23 protein-coding genes are annotated in these 20,120 nt (G+C 37.6%); 22 read left to right on the top strand and 1 reads right to left on the bottom strand.

From position 1 onward, the window contains the following. Positions 1 to 5 precede the first annotated feature (5 nt). A complete protein-coding gene (gene mobA / locus E0H99_RS08575; RefSeq protein WP_131993855.1) occupies positions 6 to 437 on the bottom strand; it encodes a conjugal transfer protein MobA in 432 nt (143 codons plus the stop codon). Between the two features lie 723 nt (positions 438 to 1,160). Here mobA and E0H99_RS08570 point away from each other — a divergent pair. The 22 genes from E0H99_RS08570 to E0H99_RS08465 all read left to right on the top strand — a co-directional run bounded on the left by E0H99_RS08570 (position 1,161) and on the right by E0H99_RS08465 (position 20,028). Further along, on the top strand, positions 1,161 to 1,928 hold the full coding sequence (locus tag E0H99_RS08570) for a ParA family protein (RefSeq protein ID WP_131993852.1): 768 nt from the start codon (positions 1,161 to 1,163) through the stop codon (positions 1,926 to 1,928). Positions 1,929 to 1,932: 4 nt separating this feature from the next. Beyond that, complete coding sequence (locus tag E0H99_RS08565) at positions 1,933 to 2,349, top strand: DUF3408 domain-containing protein (RefSeq protein WP_131993849.1); 417 nt, start codon at positions 1,933 to 1,935, stop codon at positions 2,347 to 2,349. A 2-nt stretch (positions 2,350 to 2,351) separates the two neighbouring features. Next, complete coding sequence (locus E0H99_RS08560; RefSeq protein ID WP_131993846.1) at positions 2,352 to 2,984, top strand: conjugal transfer protein TraD; 633 nt, start codon at positions 2,352 to 2,354, stop codon at positions 2,982 to 2,984. A 156-nt stretch (positions 2,985 to 3,140) separates the two neighbouring features. Continuing rightward, positions 3,141 to 3,347: a helix-turn-helix transcriptional regulator gene (locus E0H99_RS08555; RefSeq protein WP_131993843.1), complete on the top strand. Its 207-nt coding sequence runs from the start codon at positions 3,141 to 3,143 to the stop codon at positions 3,345 to 3,347. 95 nt (positions 3,348 to 3,442) lie between these two features. Then, the gene (locus E0H99_RS08550; RefSeq protein ID WP_131993840.1) at positions 3,443 to 5,221 is read left to right on the top strand and encodes a restriction endonuclease subunit S; all 1,779 of its coding nucleotides are present in this window, start codon (positions 3,443 to 3,445) and stop codon (positions 5,219 to 5,221) included. Next, positions 5,208 to 6,722 (top strand): AAA family ATPase, encoded by a 1,515-nt coding sequence (locus E0H99_RS08545; protein WP_131993837.1) that lies wholly within the window; start codon positions 5,208 to 5,210, stop codon positions 6,720 to 6,722. Before E0H99_RS08550 ends, E0H99_RS08545 begins: the two co-directional genes overlap by 14 nt. Beyond that, the gene (locus E0H99_RS08540) at positions 6,719 to 7,531 is read left to right on the top strand and encodes a hypothetical protein (RefSeq protein ID WP_131993834.1); all 813 of its coding nucleotides are present in this window, start codon (positions 6,719 to 6,721) and stop codon (positions 7,529 to 7,531) included. The genes E0H99_RS08545 and E0H99_RS08540 overlap by 4 nt, the downstream gene beginning before the upstream one ends. 4 nt (positions 7,532 to 7,535) lie before the next feature. After that, on the top strand, positions 7,536 to 8,993 hold the full coding sequence (locus E0H99_RS08535) for a class I SAM-dependent DNA methyltransferase (protein ID WP_131993831.1): 1,458 nt from the start codon (positions 7,536 to 7,538) through the stop codon (positions 8,991 to 8,993). Positions 8,994 to 9,010: 17 nt separating this feature from the next. Then, complete coding sequence (locus E0H99_RS08530) at positions 9,011 to 9,343, top strand: hypothetical protein (RefSeq protein WP_131993828.1); 333 nt, start codon at positions 9,011 to 9,013, stop codon at positions 9,341 to 9,343. 36 nt (positions 9,344 to 9,379) lie between these two features. Continuing rightward, complete coding sequence (locus tag E0H99_RS08525) at positions 9,380 to 9,856, top strand: hypothetical protein (protein ID WP_131993825.1); 477 nt, start codon at positions 9,380 to 9,382, stop codon at positions 9,854 to 9,856. Between the two features lie 382 nt (positions 9,857 to 10,238). Next, complete coding sequence (locus tag E0H99_RS08520) at positions 10,239 to 10,544, top strand: DUF4134 domain-containing protein (RefSeq protein ID WP_131993822.1); 306 nt, start codon at positions 10,239 to 10,241, stop codon at positions 10,542 to 10,544. Between the two features lie 11 nt (positions 10,545 to 10,555). Continuing rightward, a complete protein-coding gene (locus tag E0H99_RS08515; RefSeq protein ID WP_131993819.1) occupies positions 10,556 to 10,885 on the top strand; it encodes a DUF4133 domain-containing protein in 330 nt (109 codons plus the stop codon). Further along, positions 10,882 to 13,377, top strand: coding sequence for a TraG family conjugative transposon ATPase (locus E0H99_RS08510; RefSeq protein ID WP_131993816.1), 2,496 nt, complete (start codon positions 10,882 to 10,884; stop codon positions 13,375 to 13,377). Before E0H99_RS08515 ends, E0H99_RS08510 begins: the two co-directional genes overlap by 4 nt. Positions 13,378 to 13,411: 34 nt before the next feature. Then, positions 13,412 to 14,044 (top strand): DUF4141 domain-containing protein, encoded by a 633-nt coding sequence (locus E0H99_RS08505; RefSeq protein ID WP_131993813.1) that lies wholly within the window; start codon positions 13,412 to 13,414, stop codon positions 14,042 to 14,044. A gap of 3 nt (positions 14,045 to 14,047) precedes the next feature. Beyond that, entirely contained in the window at positions 14,048 to 15,040 is a 993-nt protein-coding gene (gene traJ / locus E0H99_RS08500) for a conjugative transposon protein TraJ (protein WP_131993810.1), read from the top strand. 24 nt (positions 15,041 to 15,064) lie between these two features. Further along, positions 15,065 to 15,688: a conjugative transposon protein TraK gene (traK, locus tag E0H99_RS08495; protein WP_131993807.1), complete on the top strand. Its 624-nt coding sequence runs from the start codon at positions 15,065 to 15,067 to the stop codon at positions 15,686 to 15,688. 11 nt (positions 15,689 to 15,699) lie between these two features. Then, a complete protein-coding gene (locus E0H99_RS08490; RefSeq protein ID WP_131993803.1) occupies positions 15,700 to 15,987 on the top strand; it encodes a nitrogen regulatory IIA protein in 288 nt (95 codons plus the stop codon). Further along, on the top strand, positions 15,974 to 17,302 hold the full coding sequence (traM, locus tag E0H99_RS08485) for a conjugative transposon protein TraM (protein WP_131993800.1): 1,329 nt from the start codon (positions 15,974 to 15,976) through the stop codon (positions 17,300 to 17,302). Before E0H99_RS08490 ends, traM begins: the two co-directional genes overlap by 14 nt. 25 nt (positions 17,303 to 17,327) lie before the next feature. Further along, complete coding sequence (gene traN / locus E0H99_RS08480) at positions 17,328 to 18,221, top strand: conjugative transposon protein TraN (RefSeq protein WP_131993797.1); 894 nt, start codon at positions 17,328 to 17,330, stop codon at positions 18,219 to 18,221. A gap of 27 nt (positions 18,222 to 18,248) precedes the next feature. After that, complete coding sequence (locus E0H99_RS08475; protein ID WP_131993794.1) at positions 18,249 to 18,809, top strand: conjugal transfer protein TraO; 561 nt, start codon at positions 18,249 to 18,251, stop codon at positions 18,807 to 18,809. Between the two features lie 18 nt (positions 18,810 to 18,827). Further along, positions 18,828 to 19,268, top strand: a complete 441-nt coding sequence (locus E0H99_RS08470; protein WP_131993791.1) for a DUF3872 domain-containing protein — start codon at positions 18,828 to 18,830, stop codon at positions 19,266 to 19,268. Positions 19,269 to 19,479: 211 nt separating this feature from the next. After that, a complete protein-coding gene (locus E0H99_RS08465; protein WP_131993788.1) occupies positions 19,480 to 20,028 on the top strand; it encodes a sigma factor-like helix-turn-helix DNA-binding protein in 549 nt (182 codons plus the stop codon). Positions 20,029 to 20,120 lie beyond the last annotated feature (92 nt).

The following is a 20,120-nucleotide window of genomic DNA, read 5'->3' as shown; positions in this document are numbered from 1 at the left end:
CAATACTATTTTTTCAAATGATTTGCTTCAAAATCTTCTGTTAGCTGAATAATTTTTTGACATAATACTGCCATTTCAGCTGTCTGCTTTTCTAATTTGTAGAGATAAGCTGCCGCTTTTTTCTCCGAAAAATTGCGGTACAACAGCTTTACGACCTGATTATAATTAACGCCAATGGAACGGAACTGACTGTGAAAAGAGGTTAACCTCATATAAAAATCCAACAGAGCTTTGTCTATTTTGACCGTTTTAATCTCTCTTCCAAACAGTACGGAAATGATAAATTTTGCTTTATTGACCATTCCCGATGCTTCAAAAAGCGATAATAATTTCGCGTTTTCTTCGTCCGTAAGGCGAAAAACGTGGCGGTGAATACTCGGATTGCTCTTGGGCGTCCGTCCGCCTTTATTCTGTTTTCTGTTACTGTTTTCGTTCATCACTAATCCATTTTTAACTTTAGCAAAAAAGCCTGACTTCGGAAGGCTTTTCAGCCCCAGCAGGGCAAGTTGTTTTGAGGCACGAACTCAGTTTCGAGTGCCTCAAAACACAACTTGCCGTGTTCTGGTGAACACAAAAATCCGCCCTTCGGGACGGATTAAATAAAGCAGGGATAAACGGCTTCGGGCCGTTCACTTTCTTACTTGATATTTCATAATATTTTTGCATAAGTCCGTTAATAAAAATCACTTTACAAAGTAAACTCCTCTTCAGTAGAGCATTGAGCTGTGTTGCAGTGCCAAACAGTGCCAATGAACGCCAATTCGTTCCACCTTTGAATAAGGACGTATATATCTGCATTTCTTTGTACATGCAAGCGGATGTAAACAGATAACTATGTTGGTATGTAGTTACTTAATTATGTATGTAGTCACTTGTGTATGTAAAAGCGTCCGGATGTGGATAGATGCAGTTGAGGATATGAAATCATATAGTTGTATATGTGCATATTTACAGACTTGGGTTTGCATATAACTAGGTCTGATGAAACAAACCTATATGTATAGGTGCCTAAAAATAGAGGCACATATGTTAGTATTCAAGCAGAGCAATACCTACTTAAATGACCACATAGCTTTCTACAAAACTGCATATGTATAGGTAAAAGCAGATAAGTATCTACCAACGCAACGATATAAGTAAATAATTAAATACAGTTAAAAATGAAAACAGAACACAAAACAGTATTCATTGCTTTTTCTTCCCAAAAGGGAGGTGTAGGTAAAACCACCTTTACGGCACTTGCGGCCAGTACGCTGCATTATCGGCTGGGCTACAATGTAGCCGTATTCGATGTTGATTTTCCACAACATAGTTTAATGAAAATGAAGATTCGTGATTTAGCTATGGTGATGGAAAATGAGTTTTTAAAAAGGGTGGCATTCAAACAATTTACAATCATTAACAAAAAAGCTTATCCTATCATCCAACATAAAGCTGAAGGGGTATTGGAAGCTGCGCATGATTTTTTGGAATCCGCTTCCGTTCCGGTTGATTTTATCTTTTTTGATCTTCCGGGTACAGTAAACACTCCCGGTATTTTGAAAGCTCTGGCGGGGATGCACCATATTTTCACACCTATTATAGCAGATCGTGTAGTTATGGAAAGTACGCTTATTTTTACCCAGTTGATGAAGGATGTTATTATGAAAAAAGGAGAAACCTCCATTGAAACCATTAACCTGTTTTGGAATCAGGTAGATGGTCGTGAGCGTTCGCCTTTGTACGATGTTTATAATAATTTGATAGATGAATTGGGATTAAGTCTGATGCAATGTCAGATTAAGAACAGCACACGTTTCCGCAAGGAAAGCGAAGCTGGTGCCAAGACTGTTTTTCGTTCAACTTTAATGCCTCCCGATGAACGTTTGATGAAAGCTTGCCGCTTAGACCAGTTTATGACGGAATTTTTAAGAATCGTTCAATTGTAATAGTATGGAAAAAGACAATAAGAAAAAAGCCATTCCTGAAATCAACGAAGAGTTAATGATGAATTTGATGGTAGATGGAATAAAGAAGGAAGGTTTGCAACTTCCGCTGGAAAAACCCGAAACTCAAATAAAACCATTGCAGGAAAAGCCTTTTGCGAAGGAAGGGAACAAAGGCAAAAAAGCAAATGAACAGGATTACGAAAGCATCTTTTTCAAAAAGCCTGGTACCATTGCCCGTGATGGCAAAACGGTATATATCCGACCGGATTTCCATGAGAAACTGTCTCGGATCGTACAGGTAATAGGCGAAGATAAGATAACCATTTACGCCTACTTAGACAATCTTCTTGAATATCATTTTCAGGAGTTCGGTGAGCAGATTACAACAAGCTTCAATGATAAATACAAACCTATTTTATAATTATGGAAACAGTAATCGTTATATGCCTACTGATTGTTATTGCGCTGTTGTTGGAGGATAAGATTGTCATCAGGAAAGGGGAGGAGCAAAAACCAACGCAGGAAAAACCCAATCTGAAACTACCCGATATAATGGGGCAACCCAAACCGATGAGAAGCCTTTCAATGCCAAAGAGTGCCACTGAAAGCCAAATTAAAGAGCAGGAACAGGAGTTGGATAATTTTGATATTGAAATCGACGAGGAAGATGTCGATATGCAAATACCGCAGGAAGAACTGGACGAAGTTTTTGGAAATAAGCCTGATTTGGAGGAAGAGGAAGAAGAATGGAACAGGTATGGAATATCTAGTGGGGATAACGGTTTTGCCCAAGGGATTACCTTTGAAGAACTAAGCTCTGTGGGGATGCTGCTGCAAAAAGATAAATTGGAGCCATCTCAAAAGGAAACAGCAGTTGCTATAGTTCAGAAAATACAAGGAACCGAATTATTCACCTTACTGGAGAATTCTATGGAAAGTGCTTCCCGTAAAATAGCTGAGCTATTAGACGGGAGCCTTTTTTCTGAAACAGATGCCGGTTCTTCCACTTTGCGGAAAAATGATTTGGAGAATTTTGATATTGGGGAGTTTGTGTAAGCAAACTCCCTTTTTATTTTACTTAAGAGCTTCATTAATTAGTTTAATCACCAATGAAAACCTAGGGTGTATAATGATGACAAAATCTATTTGAGTACTTTGTTTGTGTTATTAATAATGCTAAATTCGCATTGTGTGCGTATTAAATAGCATTGTATGAAAATCAATCGATTGAAAATTATATTGGCAGAAGAATACAAGACTAGTAAATGGCTAGCCAAAGAACTGGGTAAAAGTGAAAGTACTGTGTCGCGATGGTGTACCAATGAAATACAACCATCTGTAGAAACATTAGCGCAAATAGCTGAGCTTTTAAAAGTGGATATTAAAGAACTTTTGAATTCAACAAGGAAAAATAACTAAGTACCATTTTGATTGATTATTACAAAACAATATGCTATCCGATATTAATGAGGTATATGAATTTGTAGAAACAGATCTTTTGGAAAAGATTTAAAATGAAAGAACAACAGGATAAATATAATTTACCCGAGCATTGGGCATGGACTACTATTGGAGAAATCGCAGTTTTATCTAGTGGAGGCACACCAGATAGAGGAAATCGCAACTATTTTAATGGTGATATTCCTTGGGTCAAATCAGGTGAGTTAAATCATGGTATAATAACTAAAACTGAAGAGACTATAACCCAAGAAGCGATTGAAAATTCTAGTGCTAAAATAGTCTCTTCTGGAACTTTATTAATTGCTTTATATGGCTCAACAGTTGGAAAATTAGCTTTTTTAGGAATAGATGCTGCAACAAATCAAGCTATTGCGGCTCTAAAAACAACAAGTAGCTTTAAAAGTAAGTATTTATATTATTATTTGTTACATAATAGAGAGAACCTTTTGCAAAAAAGAGTTGGTGGGGCACAACCTAACATTAGCCAAAAGATACTGCAAATATTTCCTATTCCTTTATCTCCTCTGCAAGAACAAGAAAGAATAGTTCATCAGATCGAATCATTATTTAGTAAACTTTATGAAGCTGAAAAAGTCTTAAAAAATTCAAAGAGAGAACTGGAGATCTATAAATATGCATTATCAAAAAATGCATTTGAAGGCAAATTGACAATAAACTGGAGAGAACATAATAATCCAAATAATGCTTCAGAAATATTTAAAGATTTAAATACAAGAAGAACTAACTATCATGACGAAACTATGATTAGTTGGGAAAAAGAGTTTTTAAGAATAAAAGAGGATAGTCAGAAAAAAGTAAAGATCGGCAAGCCCAAGCCATTTTCTACTTTTCCTTACAGCGAAATGGACTTTAGTAGATTAACCAAGTTGCCAAAAGAATGGAAATGGGTACACTGGAATGAAATATTAGATTATAAAGAAGATGCTTTCAAAAGAGGACCTTTCGGTAGTACATTAACGAAATCGATTTTTGTAAAAAATGGATATAAGATTTATGAACAGTATTGTCCAATAAATGATGATTGTTCATTTGAAAGGTATTACATTACTCCAGAGAAATATGAAGAATTGAAATCATTCTCTGTTCGTGATGGTGATTATTTGATTTCTTGTTCAGGAGTTACACTTGGAAGAATTACTCAAATTCCAAACAAATATAAAGAAGGAATTATTAATCAAGCGTTATTAAGAGTTCGCATCAACAATGAGGTTATTAATAATAATTTTTTTCTTCACTTTTTCAGAAGTCCATATTTTCAGAAGCAAATTTTTGAAAATTCAAAAGGTTCAGCGATTCCCAACATTAAAGGAGTGAAAGAATTGAAAATTATTCCAATTCCACTACTTACAATTGAAGAACAAAATGTAATTGTCGAAATACTGGAGTCGAGACTTACGTTAGTTGATGATTTAGAAAAAACCGTTGATAATGTTTTAAATGAAATTATTGTTCTTAAACATTCAATTTTAAAAAAGGCATTTGAGGGTAGACTTGTTAATAATTCTTCAAATGAATCTGCAGAAAACTTATTAAATGATATTAAAGAAGAAAAGAGATTATATTTTGAAAAGCAAAAAGAACTAAATCATAATAAACCAAAACAAAATAAAAAAATGGAAGAGAAAAAATCCATACTTGAAATTTTGAAAGAATCTGATGGACCACTATCTGCCCAAGAGCTTTGGGAAAAATCAACGAGCGATGGAGATATTGAACGATTCTACAGTGAAATAAAGGAAATTTACAATCAAATTGATGAGTTGAAATCAAAGACAGAATCACTTTTAACTTTAAAAGATGAAAATAAATAACGTACATATAAAAGGTAGATTCAAGAATCTGGAAGATTTTCATTTTGATTTCGGGAAAAACTCCATGGAGACTGTATTGCTTGGATTGAATGCTACAGGGAAGTCTAATTTTATGGAAGCGTTAGTTGTAATCTTTAGAGATTTAGATTTAGAAAGAGTTCCAATATTACATAAGCAAAGTCAACCATTTGAATATACGATTAGCTATATCTGTCGTGACAAAAGTATAGAAGTGGATTATTCCGTAAAACCAGGATATACTTTCTCTATTGATGGTGAAAAATTGAAATCAAAAGCACAGTTTTTCAAAAACAAAAATGAGTATCTACCTAGCCATGTTTTTGTTTATTATTCGGGTTTAAGTGAACGTTTAAAATCGCTTTATGCAGATCACAAACTTCAGCAATTTAAAAAAATGATGGACCCAAAATCAAAATATGAGGATTTTAAAGAAATGCCTCGTATTTTCTTAGTAGAGCCAATCCATGCCAGTTTTGCTTTAATTGCTTTTTATTTATTTGATGAAAGAGAGAAAGAAACCATTGATTTTTTAAAAAGAGAACTGAATATAGTAGACTTTGGTTCAGCCCTTTTTATGTTAAAGCAACCCAATTGGTCTAAATCTCGTAAAGACCCTGATCACTTTTGGAATACAGCCGGTTTAGTGCGCAGATTTATTGAAGATTTATGGAATTTTTCTATTGTGCCAATGTTTTACAAGGAAACTGTGAGAGGAACTTTAAATAAAAGAGAAACACTAAATAGGCTCTTTCTTTTCTTGAAAGACAAAGAATCAATCAGAGCATTTGTCGAAATGAAATATGAAAACAAAATTACCTTATTTAATGCTTTGTGTAGCCTTCATTATTCTGAATTAGTAGAAGATCAGGATGTAAGAATTAAAGTTTTAAAAGAACACGTTGAAGGCGAATTGGCTATGGGTGAACTTAGTGAAGGTGAAAAGCAATTGATTACGGTTCTTGGTCTGCTTAAATTCACAAAAGATGATGAAGCTCTTATTCTTCTTGATGAACCTGATACACACTTGAATCCTTTATGGAAATGGAAATACCTTGAATTTTTAGAAAATGTAGTGAGTAAATCTGCTAAAACTCAGATAGTTTTTTGTACGCATGACCCATTAGTTATAGGTGGACTAGAAAAAGAACAAATACGTGTTTTTAAAAAAAATGATAACTTAGAAACAATTGTAGTAGAACCAGATATAAGTCCTAGGGGCTTAGGAGTTGCTGGTATTTTGACAAGTCCACTATTTGGAATGCCAACAACCCTTGACAGGCCAACAAATGAATTATTAGAAGAGAGGAATTTATTACTATATAAAGAAAGCAAAGGTAATCTCACTGATGAGGATAAAAAAAGACTTAAAGAGCTTTTTGAAATTTTGAGTAATGAAGGGTTTAACTACACATTTAAAGATCCTGATTTCTCGGAATTTATTGCAAAAAAAATGGATAATCAAAATGCGAAAAATTCATGATTTACATTGATAATACTAAGCTTGAAAAACCTAATCAGAAATGGTTGGACAAGGCAGGCATATTACTAGAAAAGCTTAAAGAAGCAGAAAACAACAATGATAGAAATAAAATCATTGATCAAAATCATCGGATATGGAAACTTATAAAAGATAGTTTAAAGGTGTTATCATGTGGAAAGTGTTGGTATTCGGAAACAAAAAATCCGTATTCCCATTTGCATGTAGATCATTTTAGACCAAAAAAAAGGACAGAAGATATATTTGATAAACTCACACCCCTCAAAGATGGATACTGGTGGCTAACCTTTGAAATTACCAATTATCGATTATGTGGAAGTGTCGGAAATATAAAAAAAGGCGACCATTTTGCAGTGAAGTACAATAGAGCTGTTCAGCCTGGGCCAATTTCTGATGAGGTATATTACTTTCTTGATCCGACAGTAAAAGAGGATGTCAAGCTTTTAAATTTTGACAACAACGGAAGCATAAAACCTTCAGCTCCAGAAAATTTAGAAAAATGGAATCACGACAGGGCAAAGTATACGATTGAGTACTTAGATTTAAATTATCCTGATTTGCAAGAAGCTAGGAAGCTAAAGTGGCAAGACACAACAATTATTATAAAGGAAGCAAATCGATTAAACTCCGTATATAATAATGAGCCGACTAATCAAAATAAATCCAATAAAGAACTTGAAATTAACAAACTAAGAACGATGCTTTCTCTTGAACAGGAATTAACCTCTACAGTTCGCTCTTGTTTAAGAGCATCTGGACAAGATTGGGCATATAAATTACTTGAAGAATAATAAAATGGCATCAACAAACATACTAGTAGCAAAAATCTGGTCATTCTGTGATACTCTTCGCGATGACGGATTAGGTTATGGTGATTACCTAGAACAGCTTACTTATTTGCTTTTTCTTAAAATGGCAGATGAAAATAAAAATCACTATCAAATTCCTGATGGATGTGATTGGCAAGAGTTGAAATCTTCTAATCAAATAATAGAAACCTACGAATTTATATTAAAAAAGCTTTCTAATTCGGGAGGGATGCTTAGCAAAATATTTGCGGGAGCATTAAACAAAATACATGATTCAGTTAAGCTTAAAAAATTAATCAACCTAATTAATGAAGAAGATTGGACCTCCCAGGAAATTGATGTTAAGGGTGAGATTTATGAATCCCTATTACAAAAGAATGCTGAAAATAGCGGAGCTGGACAATATTTTACACCGAGGTCAGTAATTACTACAATGGTTGAATGCATGCAACCCAAACCAAAAGAAAAAGTTGCAGATCCTTCTTGTGGTACAGGCGGTTTCTTTTTGGGTGTGCTTAATCATTTAAAAAAAAATAAGCTTAATAAGTCAGAACAAGAATTTTTGAAGTTTCATACATTCAAGGGATGGGAAATTGAAAAAGCCACGGCTCGACTATGTTTAATGAACCTCTTCTTACACGGAGTTGGTGATTTGAAAGAAACTCCTGAAATAGAAGTTAGGGATAGCCTAAAAAGAGCAGATGGAGAGGTGTTGGAGTCGGAAAAAGTTGATATAGTACTTGCTAATCCTCCGTTTGGGATAAGTAGTAGTGATATACCAACCACAGATAAAAAACAAGCAGAAAAAGATGGCTATTTTCTACGGAAAGATTTTTGGGTAACTACAAGTAATAAACAACTAGCATTTTTACAGCATATTGTAACTATGTTAAATGAGAATGGACGTGCCGCCGTTGTACTTCCAGACAATGTACTCTTTGAAGGAGGGGCTGGTGAAACAATTCGGAAAAAACTTCTTGAAAGCACAAATTTACATACAATCCTTCGACTACCTACAGGGATTTTTTATGCTCAGGGAGTAAAATCAAATGTACTTTTCTTTCAAAAAGAATCTAAATCGAATTTACCAGTAACTAAAGAGGTTTGGATTTATGATTATCGAACAAATATCAGACACACTCCTAAAAAGAATCCGTTAAAGCACGAACATTTAGAAGATTTCATAAAGTGCTTTAATGCAAAAAATATTTCAAAAAGAAAAGAGACATGGGGTCAAGAGAATGAAAGTGGTCGTTGGCGTAAATATTCTTATGATGAAATAATAGAAAAAGATAAAACGAATTTGGATATATTCTGGCTCAAAGACGATAATCTGATTGACTTAGATAATCTTCCCGACCCTGAAGTCTTGATTGATGATATTATTGAGAATATTGAAAGTGCTTTAGCCAATTTTAGAATGATCAAGGATTCACTAACTTAGAACCAAAGCTTTATTAAATGAATGATTTTCTAAACGATAATATTTTTGATGTGCCTTGTGACATATTGGTTATTCCAATTTCAACCGCTGGCACTATTTCTAATTCCTTTAGAAATGGCTTAGAAGAATTAAATATCTCAACAAATCTCTGGGAATATAAGGATTATGAATTAGGAGATGTTAAAATATTGCCTCAAAAGTCTGAGAACAAATATATAGCTTTCGCTTGTACTGTCGATGAGTATGATAGTGCCTATTATGCAATAAGGTTAATAGGGAAAAGACTTGCAGAGAAATTAACAGAACTAAAAGATATTAGAGAAATAGCTAGTCCAAGATTAGGAACATGAGCTGGTAAACTTCAACCAAATCTAAGTCTTAATATTATGCGTACTGCCTTCTATGAAAATAAAAACGTAGAAGGTATTCGGCTAACTTTTTGCACTGCAGATAAAGAGCTGCACAATTCAGCGGAAAACTATACATTCGACATAGATACGACTAGTGGTCAATTAGTTATTGAAGCCGTAATTCCTAATATTCGCATCAATGAATTAGTTGAAAAAATTCAGTATGATAATGATTTTTATTATGAATTAGCCTCAAGGAAATTTAAAGAATATACAGTACATGAATTACCAAAAGGCTTTTATGAGCAATTATCTGAACAATTTAAATCCTCTGGAATTACATTTAAAGAATTTATCAATTCAAATTTGTCTAAAGATCAATATGAATTTACAACACTTTGCGGTGAATTAATTGCTTACATTGATTTTAATGCATACCATAAAAACATATGGAATAGATATCCAGATAAACGTGTATTAGCTAAATCTGCTGTCCAATTACAGGATCGGTAAGAATGATGATCAAAAAGGATTTAGATCCTGGGAAAATTGAGTTAATCAGTCGTGATCTTGAAGAAATCTATGAAAGACAAGTTAATGGAAAATTGGATAATAATTCATTATAATAATTCTTCGGGTCTTCACACCTATTTTTATTACATTATCTAAGTAATACCAAGTTTTTTAATGTAATACTTTAAAGTAAGGAAGATCAAAGCATAATAAAAAGGGCTGTTTCTATTTGAGACAGTCCTTTCTCGTTTTAAATGTAGCCACCCACAGCCAAACAATTCGTCTGACTTCCAATTTGTTATAACGCCTTTATTTCTGAAGCACCTTTGTCACGAAGCCCGCAAGAAGCGGGAAGACAATAACAATTTAATTTTTTCAAATCATGGAAAAACAAAGAAAAAAAGTTTTGCTGTCAGCAATGGTAATGCTGACAGGTTTGGGTGCGATGGCACAGGGAGACGGTTCAGCTGGTATCACCGAAGCCACTCAAATGGTTACATCCTATTTCGATCCTGCCACACAACTCATCTATGCTATTGGAGCCGTGGTAGGTCTCATTGGAGGGGTTAAAGTGTACGGCAAGTTCAGTAGCGGAGATCCCGACACAAGCAAGACTGCAGCAAGCTGGTTTGGAGCCTGTATCTTCTTGATTGTTGCGGCTACCATTTTGCGTTCATTCTTTCTTTAATCCCTTGCCTTATGAATTACAATATCAACAAAGGCATCGGAAGAACGGTAGAATTTAAGGGACTGAAAGCACAATACCTGTTCATATTCGCAGGCGGACTGCTTGGTACGCTCATCCTCGTGATGATACTATATATGGCTGGCGTAAATTCTTACATCTGCTTGCTTCTTGGAACAGGTGGTGCTTCGCTGATTGTGTGGCAAACTTTCTCGCTGAACAAAAAGTATGGGGAACACGGGCTGATGAAAATTGGTGCAAGAAAAAAGCATCCCAGATACATCATCTGCCGCAAGCCTCTACACCGCTATTTAAAGTTCACCCCTAAATCGAATGTCGTATGAGAAATGTAGCCAAGACCACTACACTGGAAAATAAGTTTCCCTTACTGGCAGTGGAAAACAATTGTATTCTGTCCAAGGATGCAGACATTACGGCCTGTTTTGAAGTGCGTTTGCCAGAACTGTTCACAGTGGCTTCTGCAGAATATGAAGCCATTCATTCCGCATGGCACAAAGCCATCAAAACTTTGCCTGATTATACTGTTATCCACAAACAGGACTGGTACATCAAGGAAAACTATACGCCCGACATTACGGGTGATGGTTTGAGTTTTTTGGGCAAATCCTACCAACAGCATTTTAACGAACGTCCTTTTCTTAACCATTATTGCTACCTGTTCCTGACCAAAACCACTAAGGAAAGAATGCGTACACAGAGTAATTTTTCATCGCTTTGTAAAGGTGCTCTAATACCAAAAGAAATCAGGGATAAGGAAGCGATCCATCGTTTTATGGAAGCGGTTGCACAGTTTGAGCGTATTACAAATGACAGCGGATTTATCGAGTTACGACGCCTAACGGAAGAAGACATCATCGGTACGGATGAAAAACAAGGATTATTGGAACAGTATCTAACGCTGTCAAGGGAAGCCGGAACACCAATGCAGGATATAGCAATCGGAGCTGAAGAAGTACGCGTTGGTAACAAAAGATTGTGCCTGCACACTTTATCCGATACGGACGATCTGCCTTCAACTGTATCAGCAGATACCCGTTATGAAAAACTATCTACCGACCGGAGTGACTGCCGTTTATCGTTCGCTGCTCCAGTGGGCTTGCTCTTAAACTGCAATCATATCTACAACCAATATCTGTTTTTGGATAACAGCGAAGACAACTTGCAAAAGTTTGAGAAGTCCGCAAGGAATATGCACTCATTAGCTCGATACAGTCGTGCCAACCAGATCAATAAAGAATGGATAGAGCGGTACCTCAACGAAGCACACAGTTTTGGACTGTCGTCCATCAGGGCACACTTTAACGTTATGGCTTGGTCGGATGACCCTAGCGAATTCAAACAGCTAAAGAATGATAGTGGTAGTGCTATGTCACTGATGGAATGCAAACCTCGTCATAATACCACCGATGTAGCTACGCTCTACTGGGCAGGGATGCCGGGTAATGCAGGTGATTTTCCAAGTGAAGAAAGCTTTTACACATTCATTGAACCGGCTTTGTGCTTCTTTACTGAAGAAACTAATTATCACAATTCGCCATCGCCGTTTGGTATTAAGATGGCTGACCGTCTGACCGGAAAACCTATCCATCTGGACATTTCCGACCTGCCGATGAAGCGTGGTATTATCACGAACCGGAACAAGTTTATATTGGGGCCGTCGGGTAGTGGTAAATCTTTTTTTACCAATCATATGGTCAGGCAATACTATGAGCAAGGTGCACACGTCCTGCTTGTGGATACGGGTAACTCATATCAGGGGTTGTGCGAACTGATTAAAGGAAAAACCAAGGGCGAAGACGGGGTTTACTTCACTTACACAGAAGATAACCCTATTGCCTTTAATCCTTTTTATACCGATGATGGTGTGTTCGACATAGAGAAAAGAGAAAGTGTCAAAACCCTGATACTTACGCTCTGGAAGCGTGATGATGAACCGCCGACCCGTTCCGAAGAAGTGGCATTATCCAATGCGGTAAGTGGCTATATCGAACATATCAAACAGAATGATGTATATCCTTCTTTCAATTGTTTCTATGAGTATGTGCAGGGTGATTATCGTAAGGTACTGGAAGAAAAACAGGTTCGGGAAAAAGACTTTGATATAGCCAACTTCCTGAACGTACTGGAACCGTATTACAAAGGTGGTGAATACGATTACCTGCTCAATTCTGAAAAGCAATTAGACTTGCTTTCCAAACGCTTCATAGTGTTTGAGATTGATGCGATCAAAGATCATAAAATTCTCTTTCCAATTGTGACTATCATCATCATGGAGGTGTTCATCAACAAGATGAGAAGATTGAAAGGTATCCGCAAACTCATCCTGATTGAAGAGGCTTGGAAAGCGATTGCTAAAGAGGGAATGGCAGAATATATAAAGTACCTCTTCAAAACGGTGAGGAAGTTTTTCGGCGAAGCTATCGTAGTAACACAGGAAGTCGATGACATCATCCAGTCGCCCATTGTCAAGGAAAGCATCATCAACAATTCCGATTGTAAAATCCTGCTCGACCAGCGCAAGTACATGAACAAGTTTGATGATATACAGGCAATGCTTGGCTTGACTGATAAAGAAAAGGCACAGGTACTTTCCATCAATATGAATAATGACCCGTCACGGCTCTATAAGGAAGTTTGGATTGGTTTGGGTGGAACCCATTCGGCGGTATATGCCACAGAAGTGTCGGTTGAAGAGTATCTCGCCTATACCACCGAAGAAACGGAGAAAATGGAAGTGATGAAGCTTGCCGTTGAACTGGGCGGAAATGTAGAACAGGCCATCAAGCGGATAGCCTTGCAGAGAAGAGAAAAGTAAATACAATTATTAATCATTTAAAAATCGAAGAACAATGAAAAAAATACTATTCATGGTGTATACAGCACTGATGTTTGCTGTAGCACCGTCCGCAAAAGCCCAATGGGTGGTTACAGACCCCACAAATCTGGCTCAGGGAATTGTTAACAGTGCCAATGAAATGGTACAGACTTCATCCACAGTATCCAATGTTATTAAAAATTTCAAGGAAGTGGAAAAGGTATATAAACAGGGCAAAGAATACTATGATAAGTTGCAAGCCGTCAATAATCTGGTGAAAGATGCCCGCAAGGTACAGCAGACAGTACTGCTGGTTGGCGATGTTTCCGAAATGTATGTTCAGAATTTTGGCAAGATGATGAACGACCCCAATTTTTCTGCTCAAGAATTAATAGCTATCGCCAATGGTTATGCAGCACTGCTTAACGAAAGTACAGCACTGCTGAAAGAACTCAAACAGATCGTAAGCTCTTCCAGCTTGTCATTGAATGACAAAGAGCGTATGGATATTATTGACCGTGTGTACAAAGAAGTTAAGGAATACCACAGCCTTGTACGCTATTACACGAACAAAAATATTTCCGTAAGCTTTCTTAGGGCTAAAAGGCAGAACAATACCAAAAGAGTACTTGAACTCTACGGAACCGCTAACCAAAAATACTGGTAAGTTATGGAATTTAATAATCTTCACGAGGTTCTGCGCTCCTTGTACGATGAGATGATGCCACTGTCCGCAGATATGGCGGCAGTTGCTAAAGGAGTGGCTGGTCTGGGAGCCTTATTCTATGTAGCTATTAAAGTATGGCAGGCACTAAGCCGGGCGGAGCCTATTGATATGTACCCTTTGCTCCGTCCTTTTGCATTGGGACTTTGTATTATGTTTTTCCCAACATTGGTTTTAGGTACCATCAATGCTGTGTTAAGCCCGGTGGTACAGGGGACACATGCCATTCTCGAAAATCAGGTGCTTGACCTGAACGATTTGCAGGTAAAAAAAGACCTGTTGGAGCGTGAGGCAATGCTCCGCAACCCTGAAACCGCGTATCTGGCATCGAACGAAGAGTTCGATAAAAAACTGGAAGAACTGGGTTGGTCGCCATCTGATCTGGTCACGATGTCAGGGATGTATATGGAAAGAGGGATGTACAACATTGAGCAGTCCGTAAAAAACTGGTTTAGGGAATTGCTGGAAATTCTATTTCAGGCAGCTGCACTGGTAATTGACACCATACGTACTTTCTTTTTGATTGTGTTGTCCATTTTGGGTCCGATAGCTTTTGCTTTATCGGTTTGGGATGGTTTTCAATCCACACTTTCGCAATGGCTTACCAGATACGTTAGTGTATATCTATGGCTACCCGTTGCCGACCTGTTCAGCTGCATGCTTGCTAAAATACAATCCCTGATTATAGAAAGGGATATCGAAATGCTTGCCGACCCGACTTTCATTCCCGATTCGTCAAATACCGTGTATGTGATTTTTATGATCATTGGCATTGTGGGATATTTTACTATTCCAACCGTGACAGGCTGGATTATTCAGGCTGGTGGCGCAGGAAATTTTACCCGTAATGTGAACCAAACCGCAATGAAAGCAGGAAATATTGCCGGAGCTGGAGTAGGTTCGACAGCAGGAAATATCGGCGGGCAGTTACTCAAATAATGTAAAACTATTAATCAGTAAAAAATGGAATTTAAAACGTTAAGAAATATCGAAAACAGTTTTCACCAAATCAGGCTGTATGCGCTTGTATTTGCCGTTCTCTGCATCAGTGTTGCAGGATATGCCGTTTGGCAATCCTACCACTTTGCAGAAGAACAACGCCAGAAGATCTATGTACTGGACAATGGAAAATCATTGATGCTGGCACTTGCACAGGATGCATCTATCAACCGTCCGGTCGAAGCAAGGGAACACGTAAAACGTTTTCACGAACTGTTTTTTACGCTGGCTCCCGATAAGAAAGCTATCGAAAGTAATATGAGTCGGGCGTTTAACCTAGCCGATAAAAGTGCCTTTGATTATTACAAAGATCTTTCGGAAAAGGGCTATTACAACCGTATTATATCGGGCAACGTACAGCAACGTATCGAAGTGGATAGTGTGGTCTGCAATTTCGAAATCTATCCTTATGCCGTACGTACTTATGCTAAACAGTTCATCATCCGTTCCAGTAATGTAACCAAACGTAATCTGGTTACTTCCTGCTATCTGCTCAATTCCGTCCGTTCTGACAATAACCCGCAGGGCTTCAATATCGAAAAGTTTACCGTGGCGGAAAACAAAGACCTAGAAGTCATTGAACGCTAAAAACGCAGGATATGAAAAAATTACGAACTGCTATGGACAAGTGGTTTGAGAAACTGGATGAACGTTGGCGAACACTGCCTTTAAGAAAACAGCACAAGTACACGCTTTACTTTTTTGCGGGGTATCTGTTGCTTAGCGCAGGGGTTATTTTCAAAGTATGGTATGATACCGGCAAGTCCAATAACGATATGGTCATCGAGCATATCGAAAATCCTGTTCTCAAAAAGAAAGGAAGTCCTGCACTCTTGCAGGATACATTATCAACAATTTTAAAAAATAAGATTTATGAAAGAAAATGAGAATAAAAAAACGGTTGTTCGGGTAACGGAAGGTAACCCAGCAGCAACCGAAGATATATTGCAAGACAGTACACAGAACAAAGCCCAAAAGCTTAAAAAACCGCTCATATTCGGTTTGATGGGTATTGTGTTCTTCGGCTGTATGTACTTGATATTTAAACCGTCTTCCGAGAAAAAGGAAATCGATAAAATCGGAATGAACGAGGTTGTGCCTCAGGCTACCGGTGCAGGAATGCCTGCCGATAAGGGTAAGGCATATGAGGAGGAAATGCTGGAACGTAAGAATCAGGAAAAACGGAACGCTCTCACATCTCTTTCTGATTACTGGAATACGGACGAAAAAGTAGAAGCGGAGGAGGAGCTGCCTGAAGAGGAAGAAAGCTATAGTAGGTCCAACGGATCTGGAAAACAAAGTAATCCCGCTTTGAACAGTTACCGCAATGTGCAAAGCACATTAGGTTCTTTCTATAAGGACGATAATTCTGAAACGCATGAACTCCGCAAGCAATTGGAGGAATTAAAGGGAAAACTGGCTGAGAAAGACGTTCCTGCGGGAGTAACGGTAGATAACCAATTGGCATTGATGGAGAAATCCTATCAGATGGCTGCAAAATATCTTCCTTCAGGTACAAATATGGGAGAACCTGCACTTGCCAATAGTACAGTTCCGAAGTCTTCGGGCACTAGGCAAAAAGAACCGTTTGTGGCATTCAGTTCTACAAGAAAAAACACTATATCCGCCTTGTACCGTGAGCCTACCGATAGTGTCTTTTTAGCCGATTGGAGTCAAAACAAGAGGAGCCGTTTTTATACTGCTGGTGCTGTAGAGCAAGTGGTACAACCCAAGAACAGTATCAAAGCCTATGTACAGGAAACGCAGACCATTATCGGTGAAACTGGAGTACGCTTACGGTTACTGGAACCCGCCCAAACGCCTAATCGTAGCATTCCCAAAGGAACAACTTTAACGGCTAATGCCAAACTTGAGGGAGGGCGTTTACAGCTCAAAGTTACTTCCATAGAACTGGACGGAAACATCATCCCCGTTGATATTACGATTTATGATCTGGACGGTCAGCAGGGTTTGTATGTCCCCTATTCGCATGAAATGAATGCCCTTGCTGAAATGGCTGGCAATATGAGCCAGCAATCCGGGACGAGCCTGATGCTTACCCAATCGGCAGGACAACAGGTTGCCGCTGATTTGAGCCGTGGTGTAGTACAGGGCATTTCGGGCTATTTCTCTAAAAAAGTGAAGACACCGAAAGTTACCTTAAAGGCAGGGCATCAACTGTTCCTTGTTTCCAAAAAATAATGTTAAACATAAATAGAATTAAACAATGAAAAATCACTTAAAAAATTTTTGGGCATTTGCCATGATCATTGGCTTTCCCGTATCCTCTTTTGCACAGGACAGTGCAAAAATTCCTCTTGCTTTGGGTAAGATAGAACCGTACTGTATGGAAGTTACTTATGACAAGACTTCGCATCTGATTTTTCCAACCGCTATCCGTTATGTGGATCTGGGCAGTGAATACCTGATTGCAGGAAAAGCAGAAGATGCGGAAAATGTACTTCGTGTAAAAGCCTCAGTAAAAGAATTTGAACCGGAAACCAATTTTTCGGTAATTACCAATGACGGCCATTTTTACAGCTTCAATGTGCATTACAGCTCATCCCCGGAGGTGTTGAGTTATGACCTGCTAACAATGCAAAAGACAGTGGACAAGGCTAATGGGAGTGATGTGCTTTTTGAAGAGTTGGGTAACAACTCACCATCTCTGGCAGGCTTGTTACTGGAAACAATTTACAAAAACGACAATCGAATTGTAAAGCATATCGGGGCGAAAAGTTTCGGCATACAGTTTATCCTGAAAGGAATTTATATCCATAATGGTAAATACTATTTCCATATCGAACTTGCAAACCGTACCAATGTTCCTTTCCAGATTGATTTTATAAATTTCAAAGTGACGGATAAAAAGATTGCCAAGCGAACCGTGGTACAGGAAAGATCAATGATACCGCTAAGAACTTACAAGCCACTGGGTGATATTGGCGGAAAAAAAACAGAACAAAATGTGTTCCTGTTAGACCAGTTTACCATTGCCAATGACAAGGTGTTAGTGATTGAGATTTTCGAGAAGAACGGGGGCAGACATCAAACATTTCAGGTAGAAAATTCCGATTTGATTAAGGCTCGTTTGATTAACGATATGCACCTGAAATTTTAGTAATCCATTAAACGTAATAACAGAAAAATGAAAAAGTATATTTATACGATGATGTTTGTCCTTATAGGCATCACTATTGCACAGGCACAGCGAATGCTGCCTAAACAGAAAGGACTGGAAGTAAACGCAGGAACCTTATCCGATGATTATCCCGGCAGGAACTACTACCTCAATATAGGAATGACCTTAAACGGTAGAAATGGTAATTATCAGATTTGGGCATTGGAATATATGCACCAGTATGATGAGTATAAAAACCTCCGCTTACCACAGGAAACCTACACAGCAGAAGGCGGTTACAGTTTCTTCATGTTGGGTGATACCCGTAAGAATATTACCCTGAATGCAGCAATAACTGGTGTACTGGGTTATGAAAGCATTAACCGTGGCGAAACTCTGCTCTATGACGGGGCAAAAATACTGACTGAAGACAACTTCATTTACGGTGGAGGCGGACGGTTGTCTTTTGAAACATACCTGTCCGACCGTTTTGTACTGATCCTGCAGGGACGTACAAAAGTTTTGTGGGGTACGGATCTGAAACAGTTCCGACCATCAGCGGGTCTGGGATTAAGGCTTAACTTTTAACTTTTAAAATATTAAACAATGATAGCATTTTTCAATAAATTCAGAATAGGATTACTGCCAATGTATGTATTGCTGGCAATACTGATAAGTTCCGTTACATCCTGTAGCAAAAACGAACTGGAAATACAAAATAATTTCCCTTTTGAGGTAAAGGTGATGCCCGTACCCAAAGAAATTGCTAATGGCAATACCGTGGAGATTAGGCTAACGATACAGCCAACCGGCAATTATAGTAACACACAATACTTTATTCGTTACTTCCAATTTGACGGACAAGGAACTTTGCAATATAACGATGCGCCACCTTATCTACCCAACGATTTGTATCCGTTGCGGGCTAAGCAATTCAGATTGTATTATACTTCGAACTCCACCGTCTCCCAATCCTTTGAAGTATGGATTTCGGATAATTTCGGGAACGAAAGGCAGTTGAGCTTTGAGTTTAACAGCAGCGATTAACTGCCAGGTATTCGTTTAAGTTTATATTATAAAAATTTGCATTTAATCACAACCCGAAGTTGAGCTTCGGGTTGTTTCATTTAATGTTTTCCAGACGGATCTATAATACAAACATTGGATAACTCCATAAACCTTGCTATATTTAAATAAAATATAGAACTTCACGAAAGAGGATTTTATTTCAGTGATAAAGTAATTTAACTGCATTCCTATGAAAGATGTTATAACACGTACCAATAGATTTTATATCGAAATGTCCCGAAAAGTACTCTCTGAAAAGGAATATGATGTATTGCAGAAGCTCCTGATAGAAAAAATGACCCTTCAGGAAGTGTCGGCCATTTATGGGGTCACGGGTGAAAACGTTCGCCAAATTTACGAAAGAACATATAAAAAAGTAAAGAGTGTAACCCAGTTACTTGCTGAAATTGATGACTATAAGCATAAATTGGAACAGTTAAAATACGACTTTAAATGCGAGACTCAGCAAATCAAAAAAAGGAAAAATAAAACTGAAACGGATCTTTATAAAACGCTGTATGCAAGCCATTTTCCTTTTAGTAAAAGAATGTACAGCATGTTCGAGGTTTTGGATATTCACACTATAGGTCAGCTTTGCGAGATACCTTTGACAGATTTTCATCGTTTCAGGGGATTTAAAGAGCAGTGCAAGAAAGAACTGATTGCATTTATAGAGTTTGAAAACATTGAACATCTTTTTGAAGGCTTTTCTGTTTGGAAAACACTGCCAATAGAGTAATTAGCAATGGTAGAAAATCCAGTTATAATATTGCGGTCTTCTTTTGCTTCTTTTCTTTGGCCGCTGCTGTGGAAAGAAAAGAAGTTTCGTAA

Source organism: Flavobacterium sp. GT3P67, assembly GCF_004349155.1.
GTDB lineage: Bacteria > Bacteroidota > Bacteroidia > Flavobacteriales > Flavobacteriaceae > Flavobacterium > Flavobacterium ranwuense.
Note: the sequence above shows the minus strand (reverse complement) of the source record. Positions and strands in the feature narration are given on the sequence as shown.

Bases quoted from the DNA above. Each gene is read 5' to 3' on its own strand.
- E0H99_RS08505 (WP_131993813.1), top strand. From the start codon at position 13,412: ATGAAAAAAATACTATTCATGGTGTATACAGCACTGATGTTTGCTGTA.
- traK (WP_131993807.1), top strand. From the start codon at position 15,065: ATGGAATTTAAAACGTTAAGAAATATCGAAAACAGTTTTCACCAAATC.
- E0H99_RS08525 (WP_131993825.1), top strand. From the start codon at position 9,380: ATGCGTACTGCCTTCTATGAAAATAAAAACGTAGAAGGTATTCGGCTA.
- traN (WP_131993797.1), top strand. From the start codon at position 17,328: ATGAAAAATCACTTAAAAAATTTTTGGGCATTTGCCATGATCATTGGC.
- E0H99_RS08565 (WP_131993849.1), top strand. From the start codon at position 1,933: ATGGAAAAAGACAATAAGAAAAAAGCCATTCCTGAAATCAACGAAGAG.
- E0H99_RS08550 (WP_131993840.1), top strand. From the start codon at position 3,443: ATGAAAGAACAACAGGATAAATATAATTTACCCGAGCATTGGGCATGG.
- E0H99_RS08560 (WP_131993846.1), top strand. From the start codon at position 2,352: ATGGAAACAGTAATCGTTATATGCCTACTGATTGTTATTGCGCTGTTG.
- E0H99_RS08520 (WP_131993822.1), top strand. From the start codon at position 10,239: ATGGAAAAACAAAGAAAAAAAGTTTTGCTGTCAGCAATGGTAATGCTG.
- E0H99_RS08490 (WP_131993803.1), top strand. From the start codon at position 15,700: ATGAAAAAATTACGAACTGCTATGGACAAGTGGTTTGAGAAACTGGAT.
- traJ (WP_131993810.1), top strand. From the start codon at position 14,048: ATGGAATTTAATAATCTTCACGAGGTTCTGCGCTCCTTGTACGATGAG.
- E0H99_RS08470 (WP_131993791.1), top strand. From the start codon at position 18,828: ATGATAGCATTTTTCAATAAATTCAGAATAGGATTACTGCCAATGTAT.
- E0H99_RS08465 (WP_131993788.1), top strand. From the start codon at position 19,480: ATGAAAGATGTTATAACACGTACCAATAGATTTTATATCGAAATGTCC.
- E0H99_RS08475 (WP_131993794.1), top strand. From the start codon at position 18,249: ATGAAAAAGTATATTTATACGATGATGTTTGTCCTTATAGGCATCACT.
- E0H99_RS08555 (WP_131993843.1), top strand. From the start codon at position 3,141: ATGAAAATCAATCGATTGAAAATTATATTGGCAGAAGAATACAAGACT.
- E0H99_RS08515 (WP_131993819.1), top strand. From the start codon at position 10,556: ATGAATTACAATATCAACAAAGGCATCGGAAGAACGGTAGAATTTAAG.
- E0H99_RS08540 (WP_131993834.1), top strand. From the start codon at position 6,719: ATGATTTACATTGATAATACTAAGCTTGAAAAACCTAATCAGAAATGG.
- E0H99_RS08535 (WP_131993831.1), top strand. From the start codon at position 7,536: ATGGCATCAACAAACATACTAGTAGCAAAAATCTGGTCATTCTGTGAT.
- traM (WP_131993800.1), top strand. From the start codon at position 15,974: ATGAAAGAAAATGAGAATAAAAAAACGGTTGTTCGGGTAACGGAAGGT.
- E0H99_RS08530 (WP_131993828.1), top strand. From the start codon at position 9,011: ATGAATGATTTTCTAAACGATAATATTTTTGATGTGCCTTGTGACATA.
- E0H99_RS08545 (WP_131993837.1), top strand. From the start codon at position 5,208: ATGAAAATAAATAACGTACATATAAAAGGTAGATTCAAGAATCTGGAA.
- E0H99_RS08510 (WP_131993816.1), top strand. From the start codon at position 10,882: ATGAGAAATGTAGCCAAGACCACTACACTGGAAAATAAGTTTCCCTTA.
- mobA (WP_131993855.1), bottom strand. From the start codon at position 437: ATGAACGAAAACAGTAACAGAAAACAGAATAAAGGCGGACGGACGCCC.
- E0H99_RS08570 (WP_131993852.1), top strand. From the start codon at position 1,161: ATGAAAACAGAACACAAAACAGTATTCATTGCTTTTTCTTCCCAAAAG.